Source organism: Streptomyces sp. 2-1, from assembly GCF_048564895.1.
Classification (GTDB): Bacteria; Actinomycetota; Actinomycetes; order Streptomycetales; family Streptomycetaceae; genus Streptomyces; species Streptomyces phaeochromogenes.
This window is the reverse complement of the sequence record NZ_CP183383.1, coordinates 11,123,790-11,140,025: the sequence shown is the minus strand read 5'-3', so window position 1 is coordinate 11,140,025 and position 16,236 is coordinate 11,123,790. Positions and strand designations below refer to the sequence as shown.

General features: G+C 70.9%; 2 protein-coding genes. Both read right to left on the bottom strand.

From position 1 onward, the window contains the following. Positions 1-68 precede the first annotated feature (68 nt). A complete protein-coding gene (locus ACN20J_RS48585; protein ID WP_419668646.1) occupies positions 69-4,841 on the bottom strand; it encodes a type I polyketide synthase in 4,773 nt (1,590 codons plus the stop codon). 49 nt (positions 4,842-4,890) lie between these two features. Beyond that, the gene (locus ACN20J_RS48580) at positions 4,891-16,230 is read right to left on the bottom strand and encodes an SDR family NAD(P)-dependent oxidoreductase (protein WP_419668645.1); all 11,340 of its coding nucleotides are present in this window, start codon (positions 16,228-16,230) and stop codon (positions 4,891-4,893) included. Positions 16,231-16,236 lie beyond the last annotated feature (6 nt).

Sequence of the window (16,236 nt, the reverse complement as noted above, 5' to 3'; positions counted from 1 at the left end):
GCGGCGGTGCGGTGGGGACGGCGTGGGGAGCCGGTGCGGGAGAGGGCGAAAGGCAGGGAACGACGCGGTCAGGAACCGGATTCACCGAGCGCGAGCGCGATCAGCGCGTCGCTGTCCAACTCGTCGATGGCGTCCAGGTCGGTGCCGTCGCCTCCCCCGGGACGCATCGCGGAGCCCGCCGCCAGTCCCGGTACCGCCGCCGGTTCCCGTACTGCCGCAGGGGACAGTGCCGGGACGGGTGCCGACGGGGAGGCCGCCGCTTCGTGGGCCTCGGTGAGGGCGAGCAGTTCGTCGAGCAGGCCCGCTTCCCTCAGGGTGTCCAGGGGCAACGATGTGAGCGCCGCCCTGATCCGCTCCTCGCTCGACGACTGTGCCGCGTCGCCTCGGGCTTCCAGCAACTGAGCCAGGTGAACACCCACCGCCTCCGGCGTCGGATGATCGAACACCAGGGTCGGCGGCACCTTCGCTCCCAGCGCCCGGCTCAGCCGAGTCGCCACTTCGACGGCTGTGAGGGAGCTGAAGCCGAGGTCTCTGAACGCCTGATCGGCCGGTACGGACTCGGGGCCCGTGTGCCCCAGCACGATGGCCACCTGACGGCGGACCAGGTCCAGCAGCAGTTCCTGACGCTCGGCCGGGCCCGCGGCGGTGAACCGTGCCAAGAGCTCACGTTCGCCGGCTCTCGTGTCCTCATGCCGCTCACCCACCGCGCCCACGCCCCGCAGGTCGCCGATCAGAGGGCTGGGCCGGAACGCGGTGAAGGACCGGGCGAACCGGGGCAGGTCGAGGTCCGCCACGGCCACACAGGTGTCGCCACGGTCCAGGGCGACACCAAGAGCCTCCACGGCGCGTTCGGGGGACATGACCCGCAGGCCGCGTTCCCGGAGGAACTCCTCGCCCTCGCCCTCGCCCATGCCTCCTCCGGCCCACAGGCCCCAGGCGATCGCGGTGGCCGACCGGCCGTCGGCGCGCCGCCGCTCGGCCAGCGCGTCGAGCGCCGCGTTCGCCGCGCCGTACGCGCTCTGCCCGCCGCTGCCCCAGACGCCGGCGCCGGACGTGAACAGCACGAAGGCGTCCAGATCGCGGTCACGGGTGAGCTGATCCAGGTGGTGTGCCCCGGCGACCTTGCCGCCGTACACGTCGGCCATACCCTCGGCCCGCAGGGCCAGGAACTCACCCGAATGCGGAACACCCGCGGTGTGGAAGACGGCGGTGGGCGGGTGCTCCTCCAGCAGCCCGGCCAGCGCCTCACGGTCGGCCACATCGCACGCCGCGACAGTGACCCGGGCACCGAGTCCGCCCAACTCCGCCACCAACTCGGCCGCCCCGGGCGCCTGTTCCCCACGACGACTGGTGAGCACCACATGCTCCGCACCACTCGCGGCCAGCCACCGCGCCACATGACCACCGAGCGCACCCGTGCCACCGGTCACCAACACCGTCCCACGCGGGGTGTACGCCGAGCCGCCGCCGGCCGCTCCCCCGGCGGGCGCAAGCCTGCGCCCGTAGACACCGGAAGCGCGTACGACCACCTGGTCCTCGGCACCCGCCTCGGACAACACCCAGGCCAGCAGTCGCAGGCACCTGGCGTCCGGCGCGTCGGGAAGGTCCACCATGCCTCCCCACAGGGAGGGCAGTTCCAGCGCGATCCCTCGGCCGATGCCCCACGCCTGCGCACCGGCCATACTCGGCCGTTCTCCTGCCGAGACGGCGACAGCCCGATGTGTGAGGGCCCACAGCCGGGCACGCGTACCAGCGTCGGACATCGCCTGTGCCAGCAGCATCGTGCCGACGGTGGCACGGTCCAGATCCGGGTGGTCCGGGTGGGGTCGCTCGTCCGTAGCCAGGAGGGAGAGGACGCCGTCCCACTGCCCGTCGAGCCGTGCGGCAAGACCCTCACGTCCCAGGGCCACAGGGTCGGCCACCATTCGCTCCACGGTGGTGCCGTGGTGGGTGAGCGCGTCGGCGATGTCGCCTGCCGGGCCCGGGTCCGCACCTTCCGGAACGACCAGCAGCCAACGCCCTGACAGCTGGGGGTTCCTGTCTGCCGAGAGCCCCTTCCAGACCACCCGGTAGCGCCACGCCTCACCGCCGGCAGACTCGGCGTCACGCAGGCCGTGGTCCAGACTCCGAGGGCTCGACTCCAGCCAGTAGTGCCGGTGTTGGAAGGGGTAGGTGGGCAGGTCGATGCGGGCCGCGGTGATGTTGTGCGTGGTGTAGGCGGCCTTCCAGTCGACGGCCACCCCTCGTACGAATGCTTCGGCTGCTGAGGTCCACCAGCGGTGCAGACCGCCCTCGTCGCGGCGCAGGCTGCCGACCACGACGGTGTCCTCGCGGCCCGGCCGGTCGGCCAGTTCCTGGATACCGATGGTCAGGACCGGGTGGGCGCTGGACTCGATGAACACACCGAACCCGTCCGACAAGAGCGCCTCGATGGTGTCGGCGAACCGGACCGGCCGGCGCAGATTCCGATACCAGTAAGCCCCGTCGGTCACCACCGGCCGGCCCGGCTCGACGGTGGAATAGAACGGAACCGACGGCTCCCGGGCCACCACCGGCGCCAGCAGACCCGCCAACTCGTCCTCGATGGCCTCCACTTGGGCGGAGTGGGAGGCGTAGTCGACCGGGATACGACGCGCCCGCAACCCCTCCCTCTCGCACTGCGCGACGAACTCACCGACCGCCTCCGCCTCGCCGGAGACCACGGTGATGGCAGGGCCGTTGACCGCCGCGACACCCAACCGGCCCACCCAGCCGGACAACCGCTCCTCCACGGCTTCCGCGGGAAGCGCAACAGACGCCATGCCGCCGGCGCCGGCCAGTACCCGGCCGATCACCTGCGACCGCAGCGCCACGACCCGCGCACCATCCTCCAGCGACAGCGCACCCGCGACGACCGCAGCCGCGATCTCCCCCTGCGAATGACCGACCACCGCATCAGGCACCACGCCCGCCGAGGCCCACACCTGAGCAAGTGACACCATCACCGCCCACGTCACCGGCTGCACCACATCCACCCGCTCCAGACCACCCCCGGAGCGCACTACTTCCAGCAGATCCCAGTCCACAAAAGGCGCCAAAGCCGCAGCACACTCGGCCATGCGGTCAGCGAACACCGGAGACGACTCCAACAGCGCCGCGCCCATACCCGCCCACTGCGTCCCCTGACCCGGAAACACCAACACAGCGCGACCCACCGGACCAGCCACCCCGGAGACGACCGGCGACCTCAACCCCTCCAACAACCCGTCACGGTCGGACGCCACCACCACCGCACGGTGAGCGAACACCGAACGCTGCGCCGCCGACCACCCCACCCCAGGAACATCCAGCCCATCGTCCCCGAGCACACATGACGCCAGACGCCCCAGTCCAGCGTCCAAGGCACCCGCCGACACACCCGACACCACCACCGGCACCGGAATACCAGTCAGCTGCGGCTGCACGTCCGCCTCCACCGCTGGAGCTTCCTCCAGGACCACATGCGCGTTCGTCCCGCTCACACCAAAGGCGGACACACCCGCCCGACGCGCACGCTCCACCGCCGGCCACTCCCGAGCCTCCGACAGCACCTCCACCCCACCCGATGACCAGTCCACCTGCGACGACGGCACCTCCGCATGCAGAGATTTCGGCAGCACACCGTGCCGCATCGCCATCACCATCTTGATCACACCCGCGACACCCGCCGCAGCCTGCGCATGACCGATGTTCGACTTCAACGACCCCAACCACAAAGGCCGCTCCACCGAACGTCCCTGCCCGTACACGGCCAGCAAGGCCTGCGCCTCGATCGGATCCCCCAACCGCGTCCCGGTGCCATGCGCCTCCACCACATCCACATCACCAGCAGACACACGCGCATCCCCCAACGCCCCACGAATCACCCGCTCCTGCGACGGACCATGCGGCGCCGTCAACCCATTCGACGCACCGTCCTGATTCACCGCCGAACCCCGCACCACCCCCAACACCCGATGCCCACGACGCCGCGCATCCGACAACCGCTCCACCACCAACAACCCCACACCTTCAGCGGGGCCGAATCCGTCCGCCGCGTCCGAGAACGCCTTGCACCGGCCGTCCGGGGCGACACCTCGTTGGCGCGAGAACTGCACGAAGACCGTTGGGGTCGCCATCACGGTGGCGCCGCCGGCCAGGGCGAGGTCGCACTCGCCGCGCCGCAGCGCCTGCACCGCCAGATGCAACGCCACCAACGACGACGAACACGCCGTATCCACCGACACCGCAGGACCCTCAAGTCCCAACACATACGAGATCCGACCCGAACTGAAGCTCACTACTCCACCGGTGAGCAGGTCGCCTTCCAGTTCGGCCGAGGAGGCGTCGACGTCCCTGGTGTAGCCGCCGTCCCACGCTCCGACGTAAACGCCGGTGCGGCTGCCGCGCAGGCTGTGGGGATCGATCCCAGCGCCTTCCAACGCCTCCCACGACGTCTCCAACAACAACCGCTGCTGCGGATCCATCGCCACCGCCTCACGCGGCGAAATACCGAAAAACCCCGCGTCGAACTCCCCCGCCCCATGCAAGAACCCACCCTCACGGGCGTACGTCTTGCCCACCGCGCCCGGATCGGGGTCGTACAGTCCCGCAACATCCCACCCACGGTCCACCGGGAACGGCGACACCGCATCCGTCCCCGCCACCACCAAGTCCCACAAGTCCTCCGCCGACGCCACCCCACCCGGGAAACGGCATCCGATACCCACAATCGCGATCGGCTCGTGGGCTCGGTCCTCGGTCTTCTTCAATCGTGTGGTGGCACGGTGGAGTTCGGTAGTGGCTCGCTTCAGATAGGCGCGCAGCTGCTGCTCGTCAGCCATGTTTCGTCACCCCGTGGTGTTTCGGATGGTCGGTGTGGGTGGGGACGGTTCAGAACCGGTCGTCGATGAACGCGAAGAGTTCTTCGTCGTCGGCGGCATCGAGCGTTCCGCTCACGTCGTCGTCGCCGTCCGGGTCGGTGAGGCCGCTCGTCGCGGCGTTGAGCTGGTCCCACAGCCCGGACAGGACGGCGAGCCGGTTCGTGATCTCGTCGCGTGCCGTGCCGTCGGGGACGGCGGTTTCCAGGGCTCCCTGATCGGCGAGGTGGACGAACAGCTTTTCCAGGCGGTCCAGTTCGCTCGTGAGAGAGACCTCGCCGCCCTCCGTCGGCGTGTCCGGGGCGAGCCGGGCGTGCAGGTGTCCGGCGAGTGCCTCAGGGGTGGGGTGGTCGAACACCAGGGTGGCGTTGAGCCGGAGACCGGTGGCGGCGGTGAGGCGGTTGCGCAGTTCCACCGCCGTCAGCGAGTCGAACCCCAAATCGCGGAAGCTGTGTTCGGCGTGGATCTCGCTGTTCTCCCTGTAACCGAGCACTGCGGCCGCATGGGTGCGTACGGCCTTCAGTACCGTCTCCAGCTGTTCGACGGCGGGGAGTTCGGCGATCCGGTGGCCGAGGGTCGTGTCGACCGTCGCCGTGTCCGGCTGCGCCGCCGCGGAGACCGGGAGCGAGCCGCGCCGGTCCCGGACCAGACCGCTCAGGAAGGGCGGCACCTTGCCCTGGGCGTGCAGCGTGGTCTGGTTGATGCGGATCGGGACCTGGAGCGCCTCGTCCCAGTGCTGTGCCTCGTCGAAGAGGGCCACGCCCTCGGCGTCGGTCAGGGGCAGGATGCCGCCGCGGGCGAGGCGACGGCGCATGTCGCGCTGGTCCAGGTGTTCCGCCATGCGGCTGTTGCGGGCCCACAGTCCCCAGGCGAGTGAGACGGCCGGCAGTCCCGTGCCGCGCCGGTACTGGGCGAAGGCGTCGACGAAGGCGTTGGCCGCGGCGTAGCTGCCCTGTCCGGGGCTGCCGAAGAGAGCGGAGGAGGACGAGTAGAGGACGAAGGCGGACAGGTCCAGGGCCTTGGTCAGCTCGTGGAGGTTGAGGACGGCGTCGACCTTGGGCCGGAGCACGGCGTCCATCCGCTCGGGAGTGAGCGAGGGCAGAGTGCTGTCGTCCAGGACTCCGGCCGTGTGCACGACGGCACGTAGCGGCTGTGCGGTCGGGATCGCGTCGATCAGGGCGGCGAGCTGGTCCCGGTCGGCCGCGTCGCAGGCCCGGATGGTGACCTGAGCGCCCAACTCGGTGAGTTCGCTCACGAGATCGGCCGCGCCGTCGGCCTCCTGGCCCTTGCGGCCGGCGATGACGAGGTGGCGTACGCCGTGCTCACCGACGAGGTGACGGGCGACGGCGCTGCCGAGCGTGCCCGTTCCACCGGTGATGAGCACGGTGCCGTGGGCGTCGAAGGCGGGCGGCATCGTGAGCACGAGCTTGCCGGTGTGCTTGCCCTGGCTGAGGGTGCGGAAGGCCCGCCGGGCCTGTCGTACGTCGTGGACGGTGAGCGGCAGCGGTCGCAGGATGCCGGCCTCGAACAGTTCCAGGAGTTCGGTCAGCATCTCGCCGACGGCCTCGGGTCCGGCCTGGACGAGGTCGAACGGCTGGTAGGTGGTGCCGGGGTGGGCCTCGGCGATGTGCCGGGGGTCCCGGACGTCGGCCTTGCCCAGTTCCAGGAAGTGGCCGCCTCGGGGCAGCAGGCGCAGTGAGGCGTCGACGAAGTCCCCGGCAAGGGAGTTGAGGACGATGTCGACGCCTTGGCCGTCGGTCGCCTCCAGGAACCGGTCGGCGAAGTCCAGGGTGCGGGAGTTCGCGATGTGCCGCTCGGGCACGCCGAGTTGGCGCAGGGTGTCCCACTTCGCGCTGCTCGCGGTCGTGTAGACGGTCAGACCGAGATGCCGGGCGAGTTGGAGTGCCGCCATGCCGACGCCTCCGGTCGCCGCGTGGATCAGCAGGGACTGGCCTCGCTCGGCCCGGGCGAGCCGGTTGAGGGCGTAGTGGGCGGTGAGGAAGACGGCGGGTACGGAGGCGGCTTGGGCATACGACCAGCCGTCCGGGATGCGGGCCACCATGCGGTGGTCGGCGACGGCGTTCGGGCCGAGGCCGCCGGTCCACATGCCCAGAACCCGGTCTCCCGGGGCGAAGGCAGTGACTCCGGGGCCTGTCTCGGTCACGACGCCTGCGCCCTCGGCACCCATGACGCCGTCGCCCGGGTACATGCCGAGCGCGATGAGCGTGTCTCGGAAGTTGAGGCCGGCGGCACGTACGGAGACGCGTATCTGGCCTGGCAGCAGATGCGCCAGGGTGTCGGGCGCCGGTGCGAGGCGCAGCCCTTCCAGGGTGCCGTCGCCGCCGGCCCCGAGCCGCCAGGCGGCGGCGTGAGCGGGATCGGCGGGCAGCTCCAGGGTGTCGAGGGTGGCCGGCCCCATGGCGGTCAGGCGGGGTGTGTGGATGTGCTCACCGCGGACGGCGAGTTGCGGTTCCCCGGAGGCCAGCGCGGCGGCCAGCGCGCTGCCGCTGACGGTGCCGTCGTCCGCGCCGAGGTCGAGCAGCACCATCCGGTCGGGTTCCTCGGACTGGGCGGAACGCACCAGGCCCCATGCGGAGGCGGACGCGGTGTCCCGCACCGTCTCACCGGGGTCGACGGCGACGGCGCCGCGGGTGACGAGGACCAGCTTGGACGGGAGCCGGTCGGCGTGCTTCAGCCACCTCTGGATGATGTCCAAGGTGTTGTCCAGGCTGGTGCGCACGGTTCGCGGGTCCGGAGCTCCGGCAAGTCGCGGGAGCGAGACGGCGACCGCGTCCGGGGCGGCGCCGTCCGTGGAGCAGGCGTCGACCAGTGACTCGATGTCCGGGTACGTGTCGCAGGCCCTGTCCGCGCCGGTGAGGGCGGCGGTCAGCCCGCAGTGGTCGTCACCGACGACGGCCCAGCGCTGGGCGGGCAGGGATTCAGGAGCCGACGGCTGCACCCAGTGGACCCGGTGGAGGGAGCCGCCGCCCTCTGCGGAACCGATGGCCCTTGTCCTCTCGGCGAGTTGCTCGACGGGGACCGGGCGTACGACGAGCTCGTCGATTTCCAGTACGGGCCTGCCCTCGCCGTCGGCACACACGAGGCGTACCGCCTCCGTGCCGACGCTCGAGACCGTGACGCGCAGTTGGTGTGCGCCGGTGGCGTGGAGGCGTACTCCGCGCAGGGCGAACGGCATGCGGGCCTGGTCGTCGGCGGGGAAGAACTCGCCCAGGCTCATGGCCTGGAGGGCGGCGTCCAGCAGGGCCGGGTGGATGTCGTGGGCACCGGCTTCGCCGGCATCCGGTCCGGGCAGGGCGACCTCCGCGTACACGGTGTCGCCGTCGCGCCACCCGGTGCGGAATCCGCGGAACGCGGGCCCGTAGTGGTAGCCGCGTTCCGCGAAGGCGTCGTAGAAGTCGGCGGGGTCCGGGAGACCTGCCGCCCGTGCCCCGATCGGTGGCCAGACACCTCCGGGCGCCGGTGAGGTGTCCCGTCCGTCTGTGGCCGGGGATTCGTCGGTGGCCGGGGTGACGGTGGCCTGGGCGTGCAGGATCCAGGACGACCGCGGTGGGACACCCGCCTCCCGGGAGTGCACGGTGACCGTGCGACGGCCTTCCTCGTCGGCCGCGCCGACCTGTAGGCGCAGTTCCACGGTGCCGGCACCAGCTCCGTCGCCATCTGTGGGGAGCACAAGGGGAGTTCGAAGGGCGAGTTCGTCGATCCGGCCGCAGCCGGACCGGGCACCCGCCCACAGGACGAGGTCGACGAAGGCGGTGGCGGGCAGCAGCACCGTGCCCAGCAGGGCGTGCTCGGCCAGCCACGGCTGGGTGTCCGTGCCCAGCCTGGCCGTGTAGACATGGCCGGCCGAGTCGGGGAGTTCCACACCTGCGCCGAGCAGGGCGTGGCCGGCGTCCGCCAGTCCGATCGAGGCGGTGTCGCCGCGCCGGGTGGGCGCGTGGTACCAGTAGCGCTGCCGTTGGAAGGGGTACGTGGGCAGGTCGACACGGCGTGCCGACGGTCCGTACAGCGCCTCGGCGTCGATGTCGACGCCCCGGCCGCATGCGGAGGCGAGCGCGAGGGCGAAGTTCCTCGTCCCGCCCTTCTCGCGGCGCAGGGTGTGCAGAACGGCGGCCGGAGCACCGGAGTCGGCGACGGTTTCCTCCAGCGACACGGCGAGCATGGGGTGCGGGCTGGACTCCAGGAACGCGTGGTGGCCGTCGGCGAGCAGGGCACGCGTCGCCCGTTCGAACTCGACCGGCTCGCGCATGTTGCGATACCAGTAGGCGGCGTCCAGTTCAGCGGTGTCGAGCAGTCCGCCGGTGACGGTCGAGTAGAACGGGATGCCGCAGGACCGGGGGGTGACCGGGGCCAGTTCCCGCATCAGCCTCGCCCGCAGCGCGTCGACCTGTGGGGAGTGCCCGGCCGTGTCCACACCGGGGATCGCCCGGGCGTGGACACCGTCGGCGTCCAGTTCCGCCAGCAGCTCTCGCAGGGCCTCGGGGTCGCCGGCCACCGCCGCCGTGCTCGGGCTGTTGACGGCCGCGACCGACAGGCGATCGCCGAAGCGGGCCAGGCGGGCGCGTACCTGCTCGGCCGGCAGCGACACGGCAGCCATGCCGCCCTTGCCCGCGAGAGTCAGCCACGCCTGGCTGCGCAGCGCCACGATCCTCGCCGAGTCCTCCAGGGAGAGCCCACCCGCGACGCAGGCTGCGGCGATCTCGCCCTGGGAATGACCGATGACGGCCGACGGCCGGACACCGGCCGCCCGCCAGCAGGCGGCCAGCGACACCATCATCGTGAACAGCACGGGCTGGACGACGTCGACCCTGCTCAGCGACGGCGCCCCCGGCACCTGCCTGAGTACGTCCAGGACCGACCAGTCGAGGAACTCGCCCAGTGCGGCATCGCACGCTGCCGCGGACTCGCGGAAGGCCGCGGAGTGCTCGAGCAGCCCTTCGGCCATGGCCGGCCACTGGGAACCCTGGCCGGGGAAGACGAATACCGTGCCGCCGTCCCCGGGTTGGGCGTGGAAGTGGGCCACGGACGAATGCTCCTGGCCGCGGGCGAGGGCGTGAAGCGCGTCGAGCAACTCCTCACGGTTCTCCCCGCCGACCACGGCACGGTGCTCGAAACGCGCGCGGGCGGTGAGCAGGGTGAGTCCGGCGTCCTCCGGGCGTATGCCGGAGTCTTCGAGGAGGGCGGCGCGCAGTCGGTCCGCCTGGTCGTGGAGCGCCGCTTCCGTACGGGCTGAGAGCACCAGCGGAACAAGGCCGTCCGGTTCGACCTGTTGCTGCAACTCCTGGACCTGTTGAGGTTGTTGGGGTTCGGAGGTGGTTGCTCCGACAGGAGACGGGACCTGGGCAGAAGGCGTGGCCTGGGCAGAGGCGGACGGGCGCGGGGCCTCCTCGATGAGGACATGCGCGTTGGTGCCGCTGATGCCGAAGGCGGACACCCCGGCGCGCCGGGGTTTGTCGCCCTCCCGCCATTCCACGGCCTCGGTGAGCAGGGCGACCGTGCCGGACGACCAGTCGACACGGGGAGTCGGTTCGTCTACATGCAGGGTCCGGGGCAGGACACCATGGCGCAGGGAGAGGATCGTCTTGATCATCCCCGCGACACCGGCCGCGGCCTGTGCGTGCCCGATGTTGGACTTCACCGACCCCAGCCACAGAGGCTTGTCGGGAGTCCGGGACGCACCGTACGTGGCCTGCAGGGCCTGGGCCTCGATGGGGTCGCCGAGCGGGGTGCCGGTGCCGTGCGCCTCCACGACATCGACGTCCCCGGCGCGGAGACCGGCGTCGGTGAGCGCCTGCCGGATGACCCGTTGCTGGGAAGGGCCGTTGGGGGCCGTGAGGCCGTTGCTGGCGCCGTCCTGGTTGACGGCCGAGCCCCGGACGACGGCCAGGACGGGGTGGCCGAGCCGTTCGGCGTCCGACAGCCGCTCCAGGAGCAGCACGCCCGCGCCCTCGCCGAGCACGACGCCGTCGGCCGCCCCGGCGAACGCCCTGGACCGGCTGCCGGGCGACAGCACGCGCTGCCGCGAGAACTCCACCAGCATCTCGGGCGTCGACATGACGGTCGCACCCCCGGCCAGTGCCATCGAGCACTCGCCGCGGCGCAGCGCCTGCACGGCCAGGTGCAGTGCCACCAGCGAGGCCGAGCACGCCGTGTCGACGGTCATGGCCGGGCCTTCGAGACCGAAGACGTACGAGAGCCGGCCGGACATCACACTGGCCGAGTTGCCGGTGCCGAGGTAGCCGTCGAAGGTCTCCTCACCGTTCTGCAGAAGGCCCAGGTAGTGCTGTCCGTTGGTGCCGACGAACACGCCGGTGCGGCTGCCGCGCAGCACGGCCGGGTCGATCCCGGCCCGCTCGAACGCCTCCCACGAGGTCTCCAGCATCAGACGCTGTTGCGGGTCCATCGCCACCGCCTCACGCGGCGAGATGCCGAAGAAGGCGGGTTCGAAGTCCGGTGCCTGGTGCAGGAATCCGCCTTCCCGGACGTAGGTACGGCCGCCCGCGTCCGGGTCGGCGTCGTACAACTCCTCCAGGTGCCAGCCCCGGTCGTCCGGGAACTCGCTGATCGCGTCGCCACCGTCCCTCAGCATCCGCCACAGTTCCTCGGGGGTGTTCACGCCACCGGGGAAGCGGCACGCCATCGACACGACGGCGATGGGCTCGGAATCGCGTCCGGACCGGGCGGCGGACGACCCGGCGGTCGCTGCGGAGCCAGTCGTGCTCGCGGTGGCGTCACCGTCGTGGTCGCCGACCTCCGTGTGACTCAGTGCCTCCTCCCGCAGATGGCGCGCGAGGGCGGTCGGGTCGGGATGGTCGAAGACGAGGGACGCGGAGAGCTTGAGGCCTGTGACATCCCTCAGGCGGTTGCGCAGTTCGACGGCGGTCACGGAGTTGAAGCCCAGGGCCTTGAACGGCTGCCTGACGTCGATCGCGTCGGGCGAGGACTGTCCCAGTACCGTCGCGGCATGGGTGCGTACCAGCCGCAGCAGGAACCTCAGTTGCTCCTCTTCGGACCTGTTCGCCAGGGACCGGACGATTTCGGGGCCGACGGTCGGGGAACCACCCGCCGTCGTCTCGGTGTCACTGGCCTCACTGTCGGAGGCTCGGATACGGCGTGTCTCGGAGAGCTCGCCGAAGAGCGCGGTCGGTCGTACGGCCTCGCGGGCGGACAGGAACCGCTCCCAGTCCACGGCTGCTACGGTCACGCCGCTCACGCCTCGGCCCACGGCACGGGAGAGGGCCTCGACGGCACGCTGCGGTTCGAGCGGGGCGAGCCCCGCCCGGCGCATCTCGGCAACGACCGTTGCCTGGACGCCCGTGGCCTCGCCGGTCTCCTCCTCGGCCGCGTCCTGCCACGGCGTCCAGGCCAGAGAGGTGAAGGGCAGACCACGGGCACTTCGCTGCTCGGCGAACGCGTCCAGGTGGGCCGTACCCGCCGCGTAGCCGCACTGACCTGCCCCGCCCCACACACCGGCGACGGACGAGAAGATGACGAAGGCATCGAGCTCGACGCCGTCCAGCAGGGCGTCGAGACGGGTGACAAGATCCGTCTTGGCGCGCACCGCATCGGCAAAGGCCGCCGGAGTGGTCTCCAGCAGGGTGCCCAGCGGCACCGCCGGTGGTACGGCGAGTACCGCGGTCGGCGTCCGGTCGGCGATCACCGCGCGCAGGGCGGCGTCGTCCTCCAGGCCGCAGGACACCACACTGACGCGCCCGCCCAGACCGGTTCCCTCGGCGGTCAAGGCCGGGAGGGAGGCAGCAGGGCCGGCGAGAACGACGTGCTCGGCGCCATCGGCGAGCAGGCGCCGGACCAGCGGCTCGGCCGTCGCCTCAGCGATCTCCCCGGTCACCAGTACCGTTTTACGGGGCCGCCAGCCGGGCCCTGTCGGGTCGGTCGTGGCACGGACGAGCCTGCGGCCGTACATCCCTGAGCCGCGTATCGCCAGTTGGTCCTCGACACCGGGAGCGGCCAGCGCGGCGGCGGCCCGCTGGAAGGCCCGAGGAGCAGGAACGGCAGCCGGACGGCCGGGGTCGGCGCCGAAGTCGATCAGCCCGCCCCAGGTATGGGGAGACTCCAAAGCCGCCACCCGGCCCAGCCCCCAGACCTGCGCCTGCTCGACTGACGGCTCCTCCCCCGGCATCGCGCCCACCGCGTTTCGCGTGACCGTCCAGAGCCGGGCGCCGACGGCCGAGTCGGCCAACGCCTGGATCAGCGTGAACGACGAGGCGACACCGAGTGACAGAGCCGGGTGGTCGGGATGCGTCCCCTCCGCCAGGGAGAGGAGGGAGACGATGCCCTGGAGCGGGGCGCCGTCCTGCTCGTCCGCTGCCCCCGCCAGCAGAGCACCGAGGCTGGAACGGTCGCAGGCCGGATCCACGGCGAGCCGCACGACACTGGCGCCTCGGTCGGCCAGGGCCCGGGTCATACCCTCCGCGATCTGTGCCGCGAACGCAGACTCCTCGAGCGTCTCCGGCAGCACGAGCATCCAGCGTCCCGACAGCCGTGCCCCACTCTCGTCCTCACGGAGTGCCTTCCACGACACGCGATAGGCCAGATCGTCGGTAGTGCCGTGTTCGGCGGACTCCAGCCAGTAGTGCTGGTGTTGGAAGGGGTAGGTGGGCAGGTCGACGCGGGCCGCGGTGATGTTGTGCGCGGTGTAGGCGGCCTTCCAGTCGACTCCCACGCCCCGTACGAATGCCTCCGCTACTGAGGTCCACCAGCGGTGCAGACCGCCCTCGTCGCGGCGCAGGCTGCCGACCACGACCGTGTCCTCACGGCCCGACCGGTCGGCCAGCTCCTGGATACCGATGGTCAGGACCGGGTGGGCGCTGGACTCGACGAACACCCCGAACCCGTCCGACAAGAGCGCCTCGATGGTGTCGGCGAACCGGACCGGCTGACGCAGATTCCGGTACCAGTAGGCCCCGTCCGTGTGCGCCTCACGGCCCGGCTCGACAGTGGAGTAGAACGGCGTGTGCGGCTCGCGGGCCACGACCGGGGCCAGCAGATCCGCCAACTCGTCCTTGATGGCTTCTACTTGGGCGGAGTGGGAGGCGTAGTCGACCGGGATACGACGTGCCCGCACCCCCTCCCTCTCGCACTGTGCGACGAACTCGCCGACCGCCTCCGCCTCACCCGACACCACGGTGATGGCAGGCCCGTTGACCGCCGCCACACCCAAACGGCCCGCCCAGCCGGACAGACGCTCCTCGACCGCCTCCACGGGGAGTGCGACCGAGGCCATACCTCCGGCGCCGGCCAGTTCCCGGCCGATCACCTGGGACCGCAGCGCCACCACCCGCGCACCATCCTGCAACGACAGCGCACCCGCCACGACCGCAGCGGCAATCTCACCCTGTGAATGGCCGACCACCGCATCAGGGGCGACACCTGCTGAGGCCCACACCGCGGCGAGTGACACCATCACCGCCCACGTCACCGGCTGCACCACGTCCACCCGCTCCAGACCAGTCCCGGAGCGCACCACCTCCCGCAGATCCCAGTCCACGAACGGGCCCAGCGCCTCCGCGCACTCGGCCATGCGGGCGGCGAACACCGGCGAGTCCTCGAGCAGGGCCGCGCCCATGCCCGCCCACTGCGTCCCTTGACCCGGGAACACCAGCACCGTGCGGCCCACCGGCCCAGCCACCACGCCAGAAACGACCGGCGACCTCAAACCAGAGACCAGCCCGTCGCGGTCGGATGCCACCACCACAGCCCGGTGAGCGAACACCGAACGCTGCGCAGCCGACCACCCCACCTCAGGAACATCCAGCCCGTCGTCCCCGAGCACCCGCGACGCCAGACGCCCCAACCCCGCATCCAAGGCACCCGCCGACACACCCGACACCACCACCGGCACCGGAACACCAGACAGCGCCGAAGCTGACCCAAGCTCCGCCTCCGCTTCCAAAGCCGGAGCCTCCTCCAGCACCACATGCGCGTTCGTCCCGCTCACACCAAAGGCGGACACACCTGCCCGACGCGCACGCTCCACCGCCGGCCACTCCCGCGCATCCGACAGGACCTCCACCCCACCCGATGACCAGTCCACCTGCGTCGACGGCACCTCGGCATGCAGAGATTTCGGCAGCACCCCGTGCTGCATCGCCATCACCATCTTGATCACGCCCGCGACACCCGCCGCAGCCTGCGCATGACCGATATTCGACTTCAACGACCCCAACCACAAAGGCCGCTCCACCGAACGTCCCTGCCCGTACACGGCCAGCAAGGCCTGGGCCTCGATCGGATCCCCCAACCGCGTCCCGGTGCCGTGCGCCTCTACCACATCCACCTCGGCAGCAGAGACCCGAGCGTCCGCCAACGCCCCACGAATCACCCGCTCCTGCGACGGACCATGCGGCGCCGTCAAACCGTTGCTCGCACCGTCCTGATTCACCGCCGAACCCCGCACCACCCCCAACACCCGATGCCCACGACGCCGCGCATCGGACAACCGCTCCACCACCAACAACCCCACACCCTCGGCCCAGCCCGTCCCATCAGCCGCATCCGAGAACGCCTTGCACCGCCCATCCACCGACAACCCACGCTGCCGCGAAAACTCAACAAACATCCCCGGCGACGCCATCACCGTCACACCACCAGCCAGAGCAAGATCACACTCACCCCGCCGCAACGCCTGCACCGCCAGATGCAACGCCACCAACGACGACGAACACGCCGTATCCACCGACACCGCAGGACCCTCAAGCCCCAACACATACGAAATCCGACCCGACGCCACACTTCCCGAAGTACCGGTGCCGAAGTACCCACCCATGTCGTCGGAAGCAGTGACGTGACCGTTGCCGTAGTCGTGGTACATCACTCCCGCGTAGACGCCGGTGCGGCTGCCGCGCAGGCTGTGGGGATCGATTCCGGCGCCCTCCAACGCCTCCCACGACGTCTCCAACAACAACCGCTGCTGCGGATCCATCGCCACCGCCTCACGCGGCGAAATACCGAAAAACCCCGCGTCGAACTCCCCCGCCCCATGCAAGAACCCACCCTCACGCACATACGACTTCCCAGCCGCACCCGGATCAGGGTCGTACAGTCCCGCGACGTCCCACCCACGGTTCGCCGGGAACGGCGACACCGCGTCCGTCCCCGCGACCACCAGGTCCCACAGGTCCTCCGCAGAAGCCACCCCACCCGGGAAACGGCACCCAATACCCACGATCGCAATCGGCTCGGCGTCCCGCTCCTCGGCTGCTCGCAGCCTCTCCTGGGTTTCGTGGAGTTCCGCCATGGCGCGGCGCAGGTATTCACGCAGCTTCGCCTCGGGATCGGTGGGACCGTTCGCGGAGTCGGAGTCGTTCGTGGACACAGCTCT